Source organism: Limimaricola sp. (genome assembly GCF_016125575.1).
In the GTDB taxonomy this organism is placed as follows: Bacteria; Pseudomonadota; Alphaproteobacteria; order Rhodobacterales; family Rhodobacteraceae; genus WGLM01.
The window spans coordinates 513,979-530,441 of record NZ_WGLM01000005.1 but is presented as its reverse complement, the minus strand read 5'-3'; the positions used below and the strand labels follow the sequence as shown (position 1 = coordinate 530,441).

Sequence of the window (16,463 nt, the reverse complement as noted above, 5' to 3'; positions counted from 1 at the left end):
AGGAGAGCCATGGCCGACTTCACCCATGATGCCGCTGCCGAGCGCGAGCCATTGCGCCTTGGCCAGATGGTGCAATATGCCGGCGCAGCCGTTTCGCTGGCGCTGGTCGTGGGCATCGGGATCTGGGGATATCGCATGGTGATGCGCGATGTCTCGGGCATTCCGGTGGTCAAGGCGATGGAGGGGCCGATGCGCGTGGCGCCGACCGATCCGGGCGGCGAAGTGGCCCCGCATCTGGGCCTTTCTGTCAATGCCATTGCAGCCGAAGGTGGCACCGCCCCGCCCGAAGATCGCCTTGTGCTGGCCCCGCCGCAGACGGGCCTGACGCCCGAAGACCTTGCCGCGCAGCCGCTTGACGGCAATGACGCCGTCGCGCGGGCCGAGGCCGAGGCCGGGCCAACGCCGTCGTCGCCTGCGCCACCGGTCGTGCCCGCAACCCAGCCAGAGCGCCAGACCCTGACCGAAGAACAGATCAAGGCGCTCGCCGACGAGATCGCCGCCGCCGCGGCCACGGCCCCGGGCGATGCCGCGGCCCCGGCCGCCACGCAAACCGGGCCCGTGATCATCCCCGCCTCCGTGCCGGGTGTCGCCCGCTCATTGCGCCCGCTTGAGCGGCCCCAGGGCCTTGCTCCGGGTGCCGTGGCGGTCGAGGCCGCAGCATCCGGCCTGAGCGCGGCCGCGGCGCGCCAGACGCCGCCGGGCCTGACGACAACGCCGATCCCGGCGGGCACTGTCCTTGTCCAGCTGGGCGCATTTCCCAGCGTTGAAGTGGCGGGCCATGAATGGCTGCGCATCGCCGCGGGGGCGCCCGATTACATGACCGGCAAGGATCCCGTGATCCTCGAAGCCGGGACCGGCGCGCGAACCTTCTACCGCCTGCGCGCCAAGGGCTTTGCCGACATGGGCGATGCGCGCCGGTTCTGCGCCGCGATGAACCTTGACCCCACCCAGTGCATCCCGGTGATGGTGCACTGAATGGCGCCGGGCGCAGCCGTCCTTGCCCCGCTAGGTCCGGTCCTGTCGCCTGACGAGCGAAGGTTCTTCGCCAATGCGGACCCTTGGGGGTTCATCCTGTTCGCGCGCAACGTCGAGACGCCCGCGCAACTGCGCCGCCTGACGTCCGACCTGCGCGAGGCCGTGGGACGCGACGCGCCTGTGATGATCGACCAGGAGGGGGGGCGCGTCCAGCGGATGCGCGCGCCGCACTGGCGCGAATACCTGCCTGCCCTCGACCAGATGAGCCGGGCGCACGACCCGCTGCGCGCGCAGTGGCTGCGCAACCGGCTGATCGCGGCGGAACTGCGCGATGTCGGCATCGACGTGAACTGCGCACCATTGGCCGACATCGCCGAGGCCGCGACGCATCCGGTGCTGCTGAACCGTCTTTACGGGCACGATCCCGAAACCGTCGTTGCCGCCGCGCGGGCCTGTGCCGAGGGGCTGCTGGCCGGGGGCGTGCTGCCGGTGCTGAAACATATCCCCGGCTATGGCCGCGCCAGTGTCGACAGCCACAAGGCGCTGCCGCGCGTCGATGTGCCCCGGGCCGAGCTTGACCGGCACGACTTTGCCCCGTTCCGCGCGCTGGCCGACCTGCCCATGGGCATGACCGCGCATATCGTGTTCTCGGCCATCGACCCCGACCATCCTGCCACCGCCTCGGCCCCGATGATGCGGGTGATCCGCGAGGAGATCGGGTTTGGCGGGCTGATCATCACCGACGATCTGTCGATGGAGGCGCTTTCGGGCCCGCTGGCCACGCGTGCAGCGGCGGCGCTGGCGGCGGGTTGTGATGTTGCGCTTCACTGTAACGGCGACGCGTCCGAGATGGCGGCGGTCGCCGAGGCGGCCGGGCGTCTGACGCCAGCGGCCGAGGCCCGGGCCGGTGCCGCGCTGGCCCTGCGCAAGACGCCCGAGCCGGTTGACATCGGCGCGCTGGCGCAAGAGCTTGAGAGCCTTCTGAGCAAGGCCCCCGCATGACCCCCGCCGAAGACCCTTTCGAGGCCGATCCGCAAAGCGTTTCCGAACGGCTGGCCGCCGAGGCGCTGATCGTCGACGTAGGCGCGTTCGAAGGGCCGCTTGACCTGTTACTGACGCTCAGCCGGACGCAGAAGGTGGACTTGCGGCAGGTCTCGATCCTCGCGCTGGCAGAACAATACCTGGCCTTCGTCGAACGGGCCAAGGCGCTTCGGCTGGAACTAGCCGCCGATTATCTGGTGATGGCAGCGTGGCTGGCCTTTCTCAAGTCGCGCCTGCTACTGCCGCCCGACCCCGCCGACGAGGGGCCCTCGGGCGAGGAACTGGCCGCGCATCTGGCGTTTCAACTTGAACGGCTGGAAGCGATGCGCGCGGCGGCAGCACGGCTGATGGCGCGCGACCAGAAGGGGCGCGATTTCTTCGCCCGAGGGCTGGGCGAGGACGTGGCAAGGGTGCGCCGCATCACCTTTACCGCGACCCTGCTGGACCTGATGCAGGCTTATGCCCGCGTCCGCACCCGCGATGATTTCCGCCCCTTTGTGATGGATAGGGATGCGATCTTCACCCTGGAGGAGGCGCTGGAACGGATGCGTCCGCTGATCGGGTTCGCTGGCGACTGGACGGATTTGACCAGTTATCTTCCCGACGGCTGGCAGATGGACCCGGCGCGCCGCCGTTCGGCCACTGCCGCCACCTTTGCGGCCAGTCTGGAACTGGCCAAGGAGGGCCGGATCGAAATTCGGCAGGCCGACATCTTTGCCCCCATCGAGTTGCGCAAGCGAGGGCCGCGCGATGCCTGATCCCGAGAACGAAAGCCTTTTCGAGGCCCCGCCGATGGCCGAGCAGGAGCGCATGGTCGAGGCCATCCTCTTTGCCACGGCCGAACCGGTGACGCTGGCCGAGCTGGGCAGCCGGATGCCGATGGGCAGCGACCCGGCCGAGGCGCTGGCGCTGCTGCGCAAGCGCTATGCCGGGCGGGGCGTCAACGTGGTGAAGGTGGGCGAGGCATGGGCCGTGCGCACCGCGCCAGACCTCGGCTTCCTGATGCGCCACGAGGTGGTCGAGACCCGCAAGCTGAGCCGTGCGGCGATCGAGACGCTAGCGATCGTCGCCTATCACCAGCCCGTCACGCGGGCGGAAATCGAAGAGATCCGCGGCGTCAGCGTCAGCCGCGGCACCATTGATCTCTTGATCGAGATGGACTGGATCCGCCTTGGCCGGCGCAAGATGACACCGGGCCGCCCGGTGACCTTCGTGGTCACGCAGGCATTTCTTGACCATTTCGGCCTTGAATCGGCACGCGACCTGCCGGGGCTGAAGGAACTGCGCGCCGCTGGTCTTCTGGACAACCGCCCGCCGCCGGGCGCGGACCTGCCCGACCCTGATGCCGAGGATGACGGCGATCAGACCGATATGTTCGAGGAGTGATCGATGGAACAGATCCTGCGCACGATCCTGCGGATGGTCCTGAACAGGGGCATCAATAGTGGCATACGCACGATGTCGAACCGCGGCCGCGATCCGCGCGAGATGACGCCGGAGGAACGCGCGAAGGCACGCGGCCAACGTCAGAACATGCAGCAGGCCCGCCGCGCGGTGAACCTGCTGCGCCGTTTCGGCCGGTTCTAGGCCGTCTCCTCGGGGGCTGTCCGCCCGATCGTGTCAAGGTTTCGTTGCAGTGCCAGCCTGTCGATCGAGGCCAGCGGGAGGCTGGTGAAGATCCCGATCCGGCGGCTGAGCATCCGATAGGTCTCGGCGAAGGCCACGCGGATGACCGCCTCGGGTCCCGTCGCGCGGGCGGGGTCGGGCATGCCCCAATGTGCCGTCATCGGCTGGCCGGGCCAATACGGGCATTCCTCGGCCGCGGCGTCGTCGCAGACGGTGAAGACGAAATCCATCTGCGGCGCGTCGGGCAGGGCGAACTCGTCCCAGCTTTTGGACCGCAGGCCGCTGACGTCATGGTTCATGCCGCGCAGCAGATCGAGCGCGTAGGGGTGAACCGCGCCCTTCGGATGCGACCCGGCCGAGAAGCCGCGGAACCGCCCGAGGCCCTCGCGGTTTATGATTGCCTCGGCAATGATCGAACGGGCGGAATTGCCGGTGCAGAGAAACAGCACGTTGTAGATCTTCTGGTCCATCTCAGACCCTCAACACGCACAGGTCAGGTCGTCGAGAACCGGCGCGCAAAGCGCCGGATTGCCGCCGCAGCAATCTTCCAGAAGGAAGGCCAGCATGTCGCGCAGCCCCTCCATGTCGGCGAAATAGCGGATGCTGCGCCCCTCGCGGGTGCGCCGCAACAGGCCCGCGCCGACCAGCACGGCCAGATTTGCCGACAGGGTGTTCTGGCGCACGTCAAGACGGGCCGCGATGTCGCCCGCCGCCATCCCCGGCGCCCCGGCCCGCACCAGAAGGCGCAGCACCTCAAGGCGCGTGGGCTGGGCAAGGGCCGCGAAGGCAGAAACAGCGTGATTCGTATCCATACTTCATGAATTATGGAAATATTGACCAGCGTCAAGGATGCTGCACCCTTGACCCCCCGGCTCAGCCCGCCTTGGCGGCGATCAGCCAGCAATGGACGTAGTCCATGCCGTGGCCTTCAGGGTTTGCGGCCACCTCGTCTTCGTAGCTGGCATAGAAGCGGTCGACGATGGCGGCGATCTCGGTCGCGCTCCGGGTCTTGGCCAGACCCGAAACGAACGTCGGTTCCGACCAGCTGCGCAGCGTGGGGATGTATTCGCGGGCAAAGCGCGCGGCGTCGTGGTGGTCGTCCTCGAAGGCCGCGGCGAAGGGACAGCGCGTCACCTTGGTGCCGATCTGTTCCAGCCGCAGGCCCGCCCGGCTGACCGCGCTGCCGTCATCGCGGAAGGGGGCCGCGAATTCCTCGACCGTGCGGTAGACCTGCGGAAAGTTGGTGGCGGCAAACTCGGCCTCGGTAATCGTGCCATCCTCGACCAGCGCGTGCCAGAGCCGCGCGAAGGTGTCGAACATCGACGGCCCGCCGGTATGGCCGAGGTATCGGCCCTCTTCGTCGATGCCGAAATTGTAGAGAACCAGCCGCCCGCCCGGCGCCAGTTCCGCCGCGCGGTTGGTCAGGAAGCTGTCCCAGTCCTTGGCCCCTTGCGCGCGGTAGGCGTCGCGCACCGCGCCGCGCGCGCCCACCATGTGCACGTGGTCGGGAATGTCGCAGGGGGTTTCGCTGATGTAGTGGCTGGCCGTCGCCGAGAAGCCCAGGTGCAGCGTGCCGGGCGGCACGATCCGGCGATGAAACGAGGTGGCCGAGGCCATCGGGTAAAGATCGGGGATCGCGCCCAGCCTGCTTTCGATCTCGGTCTGGCCATGCACGATGCGAAAGAGCTGGCTGAAATCGTTGCGCGGCAGATCCGTGTAGATCAGCTGAATCGGCCGGCCGGGCAGGGCGGCGCGCAGATCGCCCAGCACCTTGCCCCACATTTGGATCGAGGTGCCGCCATCGGCGCAGCCCATGTCGGTGACGGTGATCGGCCCGCCCTCGGGCGCGAGGTTCTGGGCAGCCAGCGCCTGCGCCACCTGCGGTGCCGCGGCATTGATCACGTCGCGGGCGCCAACCGTGGCGCGCGAATAATAGCCCGCCCCCTTCATCGCCATGAATGTCGTGGTGTCGTCGCGCATCGGTCTGCCCTCCTGCAAGTCGCAGCGGCAGGATAGCCGATTGCTGTCCCTTGGGAAGCGTCAGGAATGGCGAAAATGCTTGGACAGTTTCAGGCCCTGGCCTTGGTAGTTCGAGGCGATGCCCTGCCCGTAAAGCTGGTCGGGCACCTCGGCCATCTTCTCGTAAACCAGTCTCCCAACGACCTGCCCGTGCTCCAGCGCAAAGGGTGCCTCGTGGCAGCGCACCTCGAGCACCCCGCGCGAGCCTGCGCCGCCGGCCCGCCGGTCGCCGAATCCGGGATCGAAGAAGCCCGCGTAATGCACCCGGAACTCGCCCACCATCGCCAGATAGGGGGCCATTTCGGCGGCGTGGTCGGGCGGGATCGTCACCGCCTCGCGGCTGACAAGGATGTAGAACGCGCCGGGATCAAGGATGATGCGGCGGTCGGGCGTGGTGATCGCTTCCCAAAAATCGGCGGGGGCGTAGTGCCCCAGCCGGTCAAGGTCGATCACGCCGGTATGCGGTTTGGCGCGGTAGCCTGCCAACTGGCCATCGCCCGGCGCCAGATCAACCGAAAAGCCAAGCCCGTCGGAAATGACCGCTTCGCCGTCGACCAGCGGCGTCTGGGCATGCAGCGCGCGCAGCGCCGCGTCCGACAGCACGGCATGCCCCTCGCGAAAGCGCACTTGGTTCAGCCGCATTCCCGGCCGCACCAGCACCGAGAACGAGCGCGGGCAGATCTCGGCGTAAAGCGGGCCGGTATAGCCCGGCGCGATCCGGTCGAACTCGACCCCGCCATCGGTGATCGTGCGGGTCAACAGGTCCAGCCGGCCGGTGGAACTCTTGGCATTGGCCACGGCCTGCAGGCCGGCGGGCAGGGCCAGCCGTTCCATCAACGGCACGAGGTAGACGCAGCCCTTTTCCAGCACCGCGCCCCCGGCAAGGTCGATCCGGTGCATCTCGAACTCGGCCAGACGGTCGGCCACACGGGCGTCGGCGCCGGCCAGAAACGAGGCCCGCACGCGGTAGGCCACGTGGCCCAGCCGCAGGTCGAGGCTGGCAGGCTGTACCTGTTCGGGGGTGATGGGCGAGTCGGCGGCAAGGCTGCCATCGGCGATCAGCGCGCGAATGCGTTGGCTGGGCAGCACTCCGGTCATTCGCGGGCCTCCGCTCATGAAAACGCCCGCCGGGACGAAACCCCGAGGCGGGCGGTGGTTGGTCGGGCTAGCAGGACTTGAACCTGCGACCTTCTGTCCCCCAGACAGACGCGCTACCAGGCTGCGCTATAGCCCGACTGGCGGTCTTCATACCGGTTTTGGCTGCGGGGGCAAGAAGCAATCGCGCCTTTTCGAAGGGCGGCTTCATCCGCGCGCAGGCATCCGGGCACGCACCGCGCGCAAACGTTCGGCCAGCGGCGCAATCCGGTCAGCGCGGTGGCGCATCCAAACCGGGTCGGCCCGGAACAGCAGCTGGTTACGGCCGTGCTGGGCATATTCATCCTCGGCCTTGTCGGCGGGAATCGCGGCCAGCGCGGCACGCATCGCGCCGGCATGGGTGCGGCCCGGTTGACCCTCGGCTTCGAGACGGCGCGGTGCCGCAACGATCCGTGCAGACCGCGGAAACGGGATCGGAGAGGCGCTTTCCGGTTCGGGCTCGGGCAGGGCGACACTGGTATAGGCCTGCGGCTCTGCCACGTCGGGTTCGGCTGCCAGCGGCGTGGCCTCTATCGTGGCGTCGTTCTGTGCTTGTGCAGCGGCATCGGCCAACGGATCAGGGCCACGGGCGGCGACACTGCGCACGCCCTGTTCGCGCAACAGTTTCTGGACGCCTTTGATGGTCATGCCCTCGTCATGCAGCAGGGTCTTGATCCCGCCCAGCAGGGCCATGTCCTCGGGGCGGTAGTACCGCCGTCCGCCGGCCCGCTTGACCGGTTTGATCTGGCTGAACTTGCTTTCCCAGAAACGCAGCACATGCGCCGGCGTGTCCAACCAGTCGGCGACTTCGCTGATCGTGCGAAAGGCGTCGGGCGATTTTGGCGGGCTTGCCATGGGGCCTAGCCCCGATTGCCCGCCGCGACGCGATCCTTCATCAGGTGCGACGGGCGGAAGGTCAGCACCCGGCGCGGATGGATCGGCACCTCTTGCCCGGTCTTGGGATTGCGGCCCACGCGCGCGGCCTTCGCGCGCACCGAGAAGGTCCCGAAGCTGGAGATCTTCACCGTCTCGCCACGCACCAGCGCGTCCGAGATATGCCGCAGCACCGATTCCACGAGTTCCGCAATGTCGTTGCGTGACAGTCCCACCTCGGTATGGATCGCCTCCGCAAGGTCCATCCGGGTCAACGTCTTGTCCGACATCCTCAGCCCCCCTGTTTCATGGAAATCTACGCTGGTCCGAATTTCAGAGTCAATGACAGCGACTTGCACCGCGTCCTTGATGCGGCTTTTCCCACCTACCAGCGCAGGACGACCGATCCCCAGGCAAGGCCCCCTCCGATCGCCTCGGTCACGATCAGGTCGCCGCGCTTGATCTGGCCATTCTGCACACCCACCGAGAGGGCCAGCGGAATCGAGGCGGCCGAAGTATTGCCGTGATCCTGCACCGTCACCACCACGTGGCTCATCGGCACACCCAGTTTCTTCGCGGTGGACTGGATGATGCGGATATTGGCCTGATGCGGCACGACCCAATCGACGTCCTGTGCCGTCAGCCCGACCTTGTCGAGCGCGGCATGGGCGGTTTCGGCCAGCTTTTCGACGGCATGGCGGAACACTTCGCGCCCTTCCATCCGAAGCCGTCCGGTGGTCTGCGTCGATACCCCGCCATCAACGTAAAGCAGGTCGCGATAGCGTCCATCGGAATGCAGGTCAGTAGACAGGATACCCCGATCATCGGAACTGCCGTCGCCCTCCTGCGCCTCAAGCACCACGGCGCCTGCGCCGTCGCCGAACAGAACGCAGGTTGACCGGTCGGTCCAGTCCATGATCCGGCTAAAGGTTTCGGCGCCGATCACCAGCACACGCCGGGCCTGACCCGAGACGATCAGCGCATTTGCATTGGCCAGCGCATAGACGAAGCCCGCACAAACCGCCTGCACGTCAAAGGCAAAGCCTGTTTTCATGCCCAGATTGTTCTGAACCATCGTCGCGGCAGAGGGAAAGGTGAAGTCGGCCGTCGAGGTGGCAAGGATGATCGCATCCAGATCGGCGCCGGTCATGCCGGCGCTTTCCAGAGCCGCGCGGGCGGCACGGGTGGCAAGATCCGACGTGGTCTGCCCCTCGGCCGCGAAATGCCGCCGCTCGATCCCCGAGCGCGAGACGATCCACTCATTCGTTGTGTCGAGTGTCTTTTCGAACTCGACGTTCGGCACGACACGTTCGGGCAGGTAGTGCCCGACCCCCATGATGACGGCGCGTGTCGTCATGTTGCCGTCTTGCCGGTCAGCGGTGAAGGATCTTGCGGCGCGTCGTCGTGATGCGCCTCCTGCGCGAGGGCCACAGCCGAGGCGACGCGGGCCGCCAGCTTGTCGGAAAAGCCCGATTGCGCCAACCGGTAGGCCAGTTGCACCGCTGCGGCCATGCCGGTGGCATCGGCCGAACCGTGGCTTTTGACCACGATCCGGTTCAGGCCCAGAAACACACCGCCATTCACCCGGCGCGGGTCGATGCGTTTGCGCAGGCGGCGCATCGAGCTGTAGGAGAGAAGTGCGGCAAAGCGCGACAGGATCGTCTTCATGAAGGCGGCGCGCAGCAGTTCCGAAATCAACGTGGCAGTGCCTTCGCCGGTTTTCAGGGCCACATTGCCGGTAAAGCCGTCGGTCACGATCACGTCGACCCGCGAACTGGGCAGATCGCCACCTTCGACGAAGCCGACATAGTCATAATCGCCACGCGGGGCGGCGCGCGCGATCAGGTCATGGGCGACCTTCAGCTCGGCCCGGCCTTTATGCTCTTCCACGCCGACATTAAGCAGACCGACGCGCGGATGCTTGATGCCCAGCCCGTTGCGGGCATAGGAGGCGCCCATAAGCGCGTAGGTCAGCAGGTCGTCCTGATCGGCGCGAATGTCGGCCCCGCAATCGAGCATCACGTTGAACCCGGACGGGTTGCGCGACGGCCAGAGGCAGGCGATGGCGGGGCGGTTCACGCCCTCGGCCTTGCGCAAGAGCAGCATCGACATCGCCATCAGTGCGCCGGTATTGCCGCAGCTGATGCAAACTGCCGCGTCGCCTTCGCGCACGGCCGAAATGGCCGACCACATCGACGTGGTCTTGCCATGGCGCAGCGCGACGCTGGGCTTGTCCTTCATCTGCACCACGTCGGGGCAGTCGCGGATGGTGACCTGTCCGGCAATGCCACGCTTGGTCACCAGCGGAGTCAGTTCGGATTCGCGCCCATGCAGGATCGCCCGCGCGGCGGGTTCGTCGCGCAGAAAACGCGCAAGGCCCGCGACAACCGCCGCAGGCCCCTTGTCACCACCCATCGCGTCAACGGAAAGAACGATGCCCTTGTCCGCGCTCACGGCCGGTGCCGAATCGGGAAAGGTCCTGGGCATGCCTTGGCCGCCTTGACCGGCTTACGCCGCGTCTTCGTCCAGATCGACCTCAGCCGCCATCGCCACGATCTCGCGGCCGTCATACTGGCCGCAGGACGGGCAGACGTGATGCGGGCGCTTCAACTCGCCGCAGGACGGGCATTCGTTGGGATTCGCAGCCACAAGCGCGTCATGCGCGCGGCGCATGTTGCGGCGGGACTTGGAGACTTTGTTCTGTTGGACGGCCATGTCGCAACCTTTTGCATTTCGGGGGCATGTCGCCCGGATTTCATGATCCTGATCGGGGTTCGGCGCGGTCATACATGACCGGCCGGGCCCTGTCGAGCCGCGATCCGGAGAGGCGGCGAACATACTGCGATTGCGGCGCGGCGCAACCCCTTTCCTGCCTGCACGATCAGGCGCACCCGCGCAACCGCAGACCGGGGCCTAATCGCCCTCTTTGTCAAGCTTGTTGCGTAGTGCAGCAAGGCCCGCGAAGGGCTTTTCCGCCGCGTCGTCAAGGGGGGCAGCGCCCGGCGGCGTGGCGCTGAGCGTGCCCAGTTCGGCGTCCGGCGCGCGGGGGAAGGGGGGCAGCGCCAGCGCCAGCGCCTCGATCATCACCGCGCCAAGGTCCAGCGTGCCGGGCAAGGGCTCGACCGTATCATCGTCGGGCATCTCGATTTCGGCGCCGGCCTCCAGCGTCACGGATTCGGCCCCCGCCAAGTAGCGGCGGAGGATGTTTTCATCGATGCGGGTGGTGACCGGGGCCAGCGTCACGCCGCATTCCTGCACCACGGTCGCGCCAAGGTCGGCCACCAGCCGCCAGTCGCGTCGGCCCTCGGGAAGTAATTCGCCCTCAAAGCGCAACTTTCGCAAAGCAATGATACCCAAAGCATTAGCCACCGCGGCACGGCCTGCGGCATCTGGGACCAACGTGAAGGGGCGCGCTGTGCGGCCCTGAAGGTCGGACAGGCGGACGATTTCTTGCGGCAACTCAGGCATGGACGCTTCCTTTCTTGAACAAGGGGGCGTGCTTGATGTAAGCCGGATACGAGGCAGGGCCGGTTCTGGCAAGGGGGCAGCGATGAGCGGGACGAACGGCACTGTAAGGGCCGCAATGCGTCGTCTGGCGCTTCTGGCGGGCTTGACCCTGATGGTGGCCTGCACGCCCATCACCCGCAACCACGGCTATGTTCCCAGCGACGAGGCGCTTGCCGGCATTCGCGTGGGCGTAGATACCCGCGACAGCGTGACGACCGCACTGGGCTCGCCCACGACGGATGGCGTCGATGCCAACAGCTCTTTCTATTACATCGCCTCGCATTTCGCCACGATCGGGCCCTTTCCGCCGCGCGAAACCAGCCGCGAGGTGGTGGCGATCGACTTTGGTAACAACGGCAAGGTCAGTAACATCGCCCGCTACAGCCTTGCCGATGGCAAGGTCATCACCCTGTCGCAGCGCGTGACCGAGGACAATGTCCGCGATACCACCTTCCTGCGCCAGCTTCTGGGCAATATCGGCCGTTTCAATGCGGGCGACCTGATCGGCACCAGCGCGCCGCCGGGCGGCTGAGGGCGCGGGACCGGCGCGCGCGCTCCGGTCCCGGCTTCGCTCACTCCTTGGCGGCAAAGTCCAGCGCCACCCCGTTGATGCAATAACGCAGCCCGGTGGGCGCGGGGCCGTCCGGAAAAACGTGGCCCAGATGCCCGTCGCAGCGGGCGCAGTGCACCTCGGTCCTGCGCATGAAGAGGCTGCGGTCCTCTTTCTCTCCTACGGCGGCGGGATCGGCGGGCCGCGTGAAGCTGGGCCAGCCGGTGCCACTTTCAAACTTGTCATCCTGCGAAAAAAGCGGTGCCCCGCAGCAGACGCAGGTGAACATGCCCGGCGCCTTGGGAAAATTGTCATGCGTGCCCGCGCGTTCGGTCGCATGCTTGCGGGTAACGCGATAGGCAAGGTCGGAGAGTTGCGCGCGCCATTCGGCGTCGGATTTGGTGACTTTTTCCATCGCTCATGTATCCTCTGTCACATTCGCCTCTTACCTAGGCCGCGGAGCCGGTTTCGCCAAGGTGCCTGACATGACCTCGCCGCTCGCCAAGGGGCGCTACGTCGCCCGCTTCGCCGCCAGTCCCGCCGATGTGGCGGCCGCGCAGCGTCTGCGTCACCTGTGTTTCTTTGAACAGGCGGGACGTCCGGCCCGGCCCGGCCGGCTGGACGCGGATGCCTTCGATGCCCGCTGCCATCACGTGCTGGTCGAGGATCGGCGCACGGCGCAGCTGGTCTGCTGTTTCCGCCTTCTGCCTCTGACCGACGGGGCCGAGATTGGCCATTCCTACTCGGCGCAGTATTACGAGCTGAGTGCGCTGGCCGATTTCGCGGGGCCGATGGTCGAGATGGGGCGCTTCTGCATTCATCCCGATGCCCGGGATGCCGACGTGCTGCGCGTGGCATGGGGGGCGATGACGCGCTACGTGGATGACCACAAGGTCGAGCTTCTCTTCGGCTGCTCCAGCTTTCGCGGGACCGAAGCGGCGGCTTATCTCGATGCGTTCGACATGCTCGCCGCGCGCCACATCGCGCCCCGCCGCTGGTTACCCCGGATCAAGGCGCCGCAGGTGATCCGCTTTGCCGAGCGGTTGCGCACCGATCCCGACCGGCGCGCCGCGCTGCTGCGAATGCCGCCGCTGTTGAAGACCTACCTGACGATGGGCGGATGGGTGAGCGATCACGCCGTGGTCGATACCGACCTTGATACCTTGCATGTCTTTACCGGGCTGGAGATCGGGGCGATCCCGCCAGCACGGGCACGGGCGCTGCGCATGGTGGCGGGCTGAGGCCGGCTGATTACCGGGGCTTGATCCTTTGCCCGCGCCGCAATAGCTGGCGGGCATGGCACGCGCACCCCTTCTGCAACTTTCCGGCATCGGCCTCGGTTTCGGGGGCGATGCGCTTTTCGAAGGGCTCGACCTTGTCGTGCAGCCGGGCGACCGGGTGGCGTTGGTCGGGCGCAACGGCAGCGGAAAATCCACGCTGATGAAGGTGATGGCCGGGCTTGTTGCGCCTGACACAGGCAGCCGCACCCTCGCCCCCGGCACGCGCGTGGGCTACATGGAGCAGGACCCGACGATGACGGGTTTCGCCACGTTGGGCGATTATGCGGCCAGCGGTCTTGCGCCCGGCGAAGATTACCGCGTGGCGCAAGTCGCAGAGGGCCTGCGGTTTGACCCGTCAGCATCCCCCGCCACCGCGTCGGGCGGCGAACGGCGCCGCGCGGCGCTGGCCAAGCTGATGGCCGAAGCGCCGGAACTGATGCTGCTTGACGAGCCGACAAACCACCTCGACATCAACGCGATCTCATGGCTGGAGGCCGAGTTGAAGGCGACGCGCGCGGGGTTCGTGCTGATCTCGCACGACCGTGCGTTTCTGCGTGAGCTGACGCGTGCAACCCTATGGATCGATAGGGGAATCGTGCGGCGGCAGGAAACCGGTTTCGAAGGGTTCGAGGCTTGGCGCGACAAGGTTTGGGAAGAAGAAGACGCCGCGCGCCACAAGCTGGACCGCAAGATCAAGGCCGAGGCGCGTTGGGCGGTCGAGGGCATTTCGGCCCGGCGCAAGCGCAACATGGGCCGGGTGCGCGCGTTGCAGGCCTTGCGGGCGGACCGCGCCGCGCAGATCCGTCGGCAAGGCGCTGCGGCGCTGGCGTTGGAGGCCGGGCCAAGCTCTGGCAAGCGGGTGATCGAGGCGACGGGCCTGAGCAAGACGCTTGGCGGGCGTGACCTGATCCGGAATTTCTCGCTGACGGTGCAGCGCGGCGAACGCGTTGCTTTCGTTGGGCCGAACGGCGTTGGAAAAACAACACTTATCAAGATGTTGCTTGGCGAAGTTCAACCCGACGCCGGGCATGTGAAACTGGGCACCAACCTGTCGGTCGCGGTGTTCGATCAGGCCCGCGCGCAGCTGGACCCGGAAATGAGCCTGTGGGAAAGCCTGACTGGCGACCCCGGCATGCGCGTCAGCGGCAAGGCCGATCAGGTGATGGTGCACGGCCAGCCGCGCCACGTGATCGGCTATCTCAAGGACTTTCTTTTCGACGAAACGCAGGCCCGTGCGCCAGTCAAGGCGCTGTCCGGGGGGGAGAAGGCGCGGCTGCTGCTGGCCCGCCTGATGGCGCGCGAAAGCAACCTGCTGGTTCTCGACGAGCCCACCAACGACTTCGACATCGAAACGCTCGACCTGTTGCAGGACATCCTTGGCGACTATGACGGCACCGTGCTGCTGGTCAGCCACGACCGTGACTTCATCGACAGGGTGGCGACCACGACCGTGGCGTTGGAGGGCGACGGCACCGCGGTGATCTACGCCGGGGGGTGGAGTGACTATCTTGCGCAACGCGGCGAGCGGGCGGCCACAAGTACATCAACGACGCCTGACAAGGCATCGCAGAAGCAGGATAAAACGGCCATTGCGGCTGCCCCGCGCAAGGGCCTGAGTTTTACTGAAAAGCACCGACTGGAAGCCCTGCCGGATGTGATTACCCGGCTGGAGGCGGAGATTGCCAAGCTGACCGAAGTGCTGGCCGATCCGTCGCTTTTCAATGCGCAGCCCGCGAAGTTCAAGAAGGCGACCGAGGCGCTGGTTGAACGGCAGGCGGCGCTGGAAGCGGCCGAAGAGGAATGGCTGACGCTGGAGGAAAAGGCCGGCTGATCACGGCATCCGCAGCGCGCCGTCCAGCCGGATCGTCGTGCCGTTGAGGTAATCGCATTCCACGATGAACCGGGCGAGTGCGGCAAATTCGGCCGGCTCGCCCAGCCGGGCGGGAAAGACCACGTCGCGCGCGAGCCCCTCCATCACCTCCTGTCCCAGCCCCTCCAGCATCGGCGTGCGGAAGATGCCGGGGGCAATCGCCATCACGCGAATGCCCTGCCGGGCAAGGTCGCGCGCCATCGGCAGCACCAGCCCGGTGATGCCCGCCTTGGACGCGGCATAGGCGGCCTGGCCCTTTTGACCGTCGAAGGCCGCGACCGAGGCCGTCAGCACGATCGCGCCGCCATCCTCCATCCGTTGCGCGGCCAGCCGCGCCACGTTGAAACTGCCCGTCAGGTTCACGTCCAGCGTGCGCCGAAAGCTCGACAGCCGGTGCGGCCCGTCGCGGCCCAGCGTCTTTTCCGCGGTGGCGATGCCCGCGCAGCAGACCGCCACGTTCAGCCCCGCCATTCGGTCGGCGGCATAGTCCAGCGCGTCCGAGACCTGTTCCTCGTCGGTGACATCGGCCGCCACGAACTCGGCCCCAATGCCTTCGGCAAAGACCGCGCCACCGGGGTCACGGTCCAGCACGGTGACATCGGCGCCCGCCTCGGCAAAGGCGCGCGCGGTGGCGGCCCCAAGGCCCGAGGCGCCGCCGGTCACCACCGCCTTGACATCGCGCAGGTCCATCAGGCGCCTTTCTCGGCGGCCTTGGCCGCGTTCCAGAGGGCATCCATCTCGGCCAGGTCGCTGTCGGACGGCGCCTTGCCACGGGCGGCCAGCTGATCTTCGATATAGGCGAAGCGGCGGGTGAACTTGGCATTGGCCGCGCGCAGGGCCGCTTCCGGGTCCACCTTCAGGTGCCGGGCGAGGTTGGCCATGACGAAAAGCAGGTCGCCGAACTCTTCCTCGATCTCGGCCGGGCCAAGGCTTTCGCGTGCCTCGACCAGCTCGCGCGCCTCTTCGGCCACCTTGGCCACGACCTCGTCGGTCGAGGGCCAGTCGAAACCGACGCGGGCCGCGCGGTTCTGCAGCTTGACCGCGCGGGTCAGCGCGGGCAGGGCCAGCGCCACGCCATCAAGCGTGCGGCGCTGCGCCTGGCCCGCGCGTTCGGCGGCCTTGATCCGTTCCCAGTCCTGCGTCTGCTGCTCGGCCGATTTCTCGCGGCTTTCATCGCCGAAGACATGCGGATGCCGGGCCACCATCTTGTTGGCAATCGTGCGCGCCACGTCGGCGAAATCGAACAAGCCCGCCTCCTCGGCCATGCGGGCGTGATAGACTGCCTGGAACAGCAGGTCGCCCAGCTCGCCCGGCAGCTCGTCCCAGGCTTTGCGGGCAATCGCGTCGGCGACCTCGTGCGCCTCTTCCAGCGTGTAGGGCGCGATGGTGTCGAAATCCTGCTCCAGGTCCCAGGGACAGCCGGTTTCGGGATGGCGCAGGCGGGCCATGATCTCGATCAGCCGGGCGATCTGCCGTTCGGCCCCGCCGCCCGTCTCGCCGATCAGCGCCTCCGAGGTGATCTGGTCCATCGCCTTGTCCCCTGCTACGAACGGGCGCAGGGTAACCCCGCCCGCCCGAGAGTCCAGAC

General features: G+C 67.1%; 21 protein-coding genes and 1 tRNA gene. 8 read left to right on the top strand and 14 right to left on the bottom strand.

Annotated features, from left to right (window positions below; translation table 11 throughout):
• Positions 1-9: 9 nt before the first annotated feature.
• Genes GC146_RS14050 through GC146_RS14030 form a run of 5 tightly spaced genes read left to right on the top strand, consistent with a single transcriptional unit; the run spans position 10 to position 3,603 of the window.
• Positions 10-975, top strand: a complete 966-nt coding sequence (locus tag GC146_RS14050) for an SPOR domain-containing protein (protein ID WP_291839905.1) — start codon at positions 10-12, stop codon at positions 973-975.
• Complete coding sequence (gene nagZ, locus GC146_RS14045; protein ID WP_291839902.1) at positions 976-1,977, top strand: beta-N-acetylhexosaminidase; 1,002 nt, start codon at positions 976-978, stop codon at positions 1,975-1,977.
• Positions 1,974-2,774 carry a ScpA family protein gene (locus GC146_RS14040; RefSeq protein WP_291839900.1) on the top strand — a complete coding sequence of 267 codons (801 nt, stop codon included), beginning with the start codon at positions 1,974-1,976 and terminating at the stop codon, positions 2,772-2,774. Before nagZ ends, GC146_RS14040 begins: the two co-directional genes overlap by 4 nt.
• Positions 2,767-3,402, top strand: a complete 636-nt coding sequence (gene scpB / locus GC146_RS14035; RefSeq protein WP_291839897.1) for an SMC-Scp complex subunit ScpB — start codon at positions 2,767-2,769, stop codon at positions 3,400-3,402. The genes GC146_RS14040 and scpB overlap by 8 nt, the downstream gene beginning before the upstream one ends.
• 3 nt (positions 3,403-3,405) lie before the next feature.
• Complete coding sequence (locus tag GC146_RS14030) at positions 3,406-3,603, top strand: hypothetical protein (RefSeq protein WP_291839894.1); 198 nt, start codon at positions 3,406-3,408, stop codon at positions 3,601-3,603.
• On the opposite strand, the gene GC146_RS14025 is transcribed toward GC146_RS14030, so the two are convergent.
• From GC146_RS14025 to GC146_RS13975, 11 genes are all read right to left on the bottom strand, one after another.
• Positions 3,600-4,112: an arsenate reductase ArsC gene (locus GC146_RS14025; protein ID WP_291839892.1), complete on the bottom strand. Its 513-nt coding sequence runs from the start codon at positions 4,110-4,112 to the stop codon at positions 3,600-3,602. The genes GC146_RS14030 and GC146_RS14025 overlap by 4 nt on opposite strands.
• 9 nt (positions 4,113-4,121) lie before the next feature.
• Positions 4,122-4,454, bottom strand: a complete 333-nt coding sequence (locus GC146_RS14020; RefSeq protein WP_291839889.1) for a metalloregulator ArsR/SmtB family transcription factor — start codon at positions 4,452-4,454, stop codon at positions 4,122-4,124.
• A 61-nt stretch (positions 4,455-4,515) separates the two neighbouring features.
• On the bottom strand, positions 4,516-5,622 hold the full coding sequence (locus GC146_RS14015; RefSeq protein ID WP_291839886.1) for a hypothetical protein: 1,107 nt from the start codon (positions 5,620-5,622) through the stop codon (positions 4,516-4,518).
• A 60-nt stretch (positions 5,623-5,682) separates the two neighbouring features.
• Complete coding sequence (locus GC146_RS14010; RefSeq protein ID WP_291839883.1) at positions 5,683-6,759, bottom strand: 2'-deoxycytidine 5'-triphosphate deaminase; 1,077 nt, start codon at positions 6,757-6,759, stop codon at positions 5,683-5,685.
• 59 nt (positions 6,760-6,818) lie between these two features.
• Positions 6,819-6,895 (bottom strand) — tRNA-Pro (locus GC146_RS14005).
• Between the two features lie 68 nt (positions 6,896-6,963).
• Positions 6,964-7,650, bottom strand: a complete 687-nt coding sequence (locus GC146_RS14000; protein WP_291839880.1) for a MerR family transcriptional regulator — start codon at positions 7,648-7,650, stop codon at positions 6,964-6,966.
• A gap of 5 nt (positions 7,651-7,655) precedes the next feature.
• The gene (gene ihfA, locus GC146_RS13995) at positions 7,656-7,958 is read right to left on the bottom strand and encodes an integration host factor subunit alpha (RefSeq protein WP_291839877.1); all 303 of its coding nucleotides are present in this window, start codon (positions 7,956-7,958) and stop codon (positions 7,656-7,658) included.
• A 95-nt stretch (positions 7,959-8,053) separates the two neighbouring features.
• The gene (locus GC146_RS13990) at positions 8,054-9,025 is read right to left on the bottom strand and encodes a beta-ketoacyl-ACP synthase III (protein WP_291839874.1); all 972 of its coding nucleotides are present in this window, start codon (positions 9,023-9,025) and stop codon (positions 8,054-8,056) included.
• Entirely contained in the window at positions 9,022-10,155 is a 1,134-nt protein-coding gene (gene plsX, locus GC146_RS13985; protein ID WP_291839871.1) for a phosphate acyltransferase PlsX, read from the bottom strand. The genes GC146_RS13990 and plsX overlap by 4 nt, the downstream gene beginning before the upstream one ends.
• A gap of 21 nt (positions 10,156-10,176) precedes the next feature.
• Positions 10,177-10,383: a 50S ribosomal protein L32 gene (gene rpmF / locus GC146_RS13980; RefSeq protein WP_291839868.1), complete on the bottom strand. Its 207-nt coding sequence runs from the start codon at positions 10,381-10,383 to the stop codon at positions 10,177-10,179.
• A 198-nt stretch (positions 10,384-10,581) separates the two neighbouring features.
• Positions 10,582-11,136 (bottom strand): DUF177 domain-containing protein, encoded by a 555-nt coding sequence (locus tag GC146_RS13975; RefSeq protein WP_291839866.1) that lies wholly within the window; start codon positions 11,134-11,136, stop codon positions 10,582-10,584.
• Between the two features lie 82 nt (positions 11,137-11,218).
• Between GC146_RS13975 and bamE the strand changes: the two genes are divergently transcribed.
• Positions 11,219-11,707 carry an outer membrane protein assembly factor BamE gene (bamE, locus tag GC146_RS13970; RefSeq protein WP_291839863.1) on the top strand — a complete coding sequence of 163 codons (489 nt, stop codon included), beginning with the start codon at positions 11,219-11,221 and terminating at the stop codon, positions 11,705-11,707.
• A gap of 40 nt (positions 11,708-11,747) precedes the next feature.
• On the opposite strand, the gene msrB is transcribed toward bamE, so the two are convergent.
• On the bottom strand, positions 11,748-12,140 hold the full coding sequence (gene msrB / locus GC146_RS13965) for a peptide-methionine (R)-S-oxide reductase MsrB (protein WP_291839860.1): 393 nt from the start codon (positions 12,138-12,140) through the stop codon (positions 11,748-11,750).
• A 70-nt stretch (positions 12,141-12,210) separates the two neighbouring features.
• Here msrB and GC146_RS13960 point away from each other — a divergent pair, with 70 nt between their 5' ends.
• Positions 12,211-12,966, top strand: coding sequence for a GNAT family N-acetyltransferase (locus GC146_RS13960; protein ID WP_291839857.1), 756 nt, complete (start codon positions 12,211-12,213; stop codon positions 12,964-12,966).
• Positions 12,967-13,021: 55 nt separating this feature from the next.
• Entirely contained in the window at positions 13,022-14,836 is a 1,815-nt protein-coding gene (locus GC146_RS13955; RefSeq protein ID WP_291839854.1) for an ATP-binding cassette domain-containing protein, read from the top strand.
• Here the strand turns inward: GC146_RS13955 and GC146_RS13950 are convergent, their stop codons facing one another.
• Positions 14,837-15,565 (bottom strand): SDR family oxidoreductase, encoded by a 729-nt coding sequence (locus tag GC146_RS13950; RefSeq protein ID WP_291839852.1) that lies wholly within the window; start codon positions 15,563-15,565, stop codon positions 14,837-14,839.
• A complete protein-coding gene (gene mazG / locus GC146_RS13945) occupies positions 15,565-16,404 on the bottom strand; it encodes a nucleoside triphosphate pyrophosphohydrolase (RefSeq protein ID WP_291839849.1) in 840 nt (279 codons plus the stop codon). Before mazG ends, GC146_RS13950 begins: the two co-directional genes overlap by 1 nt.
• Positions 16,405-16,463 lie beyond the last annotated feature (59 nt).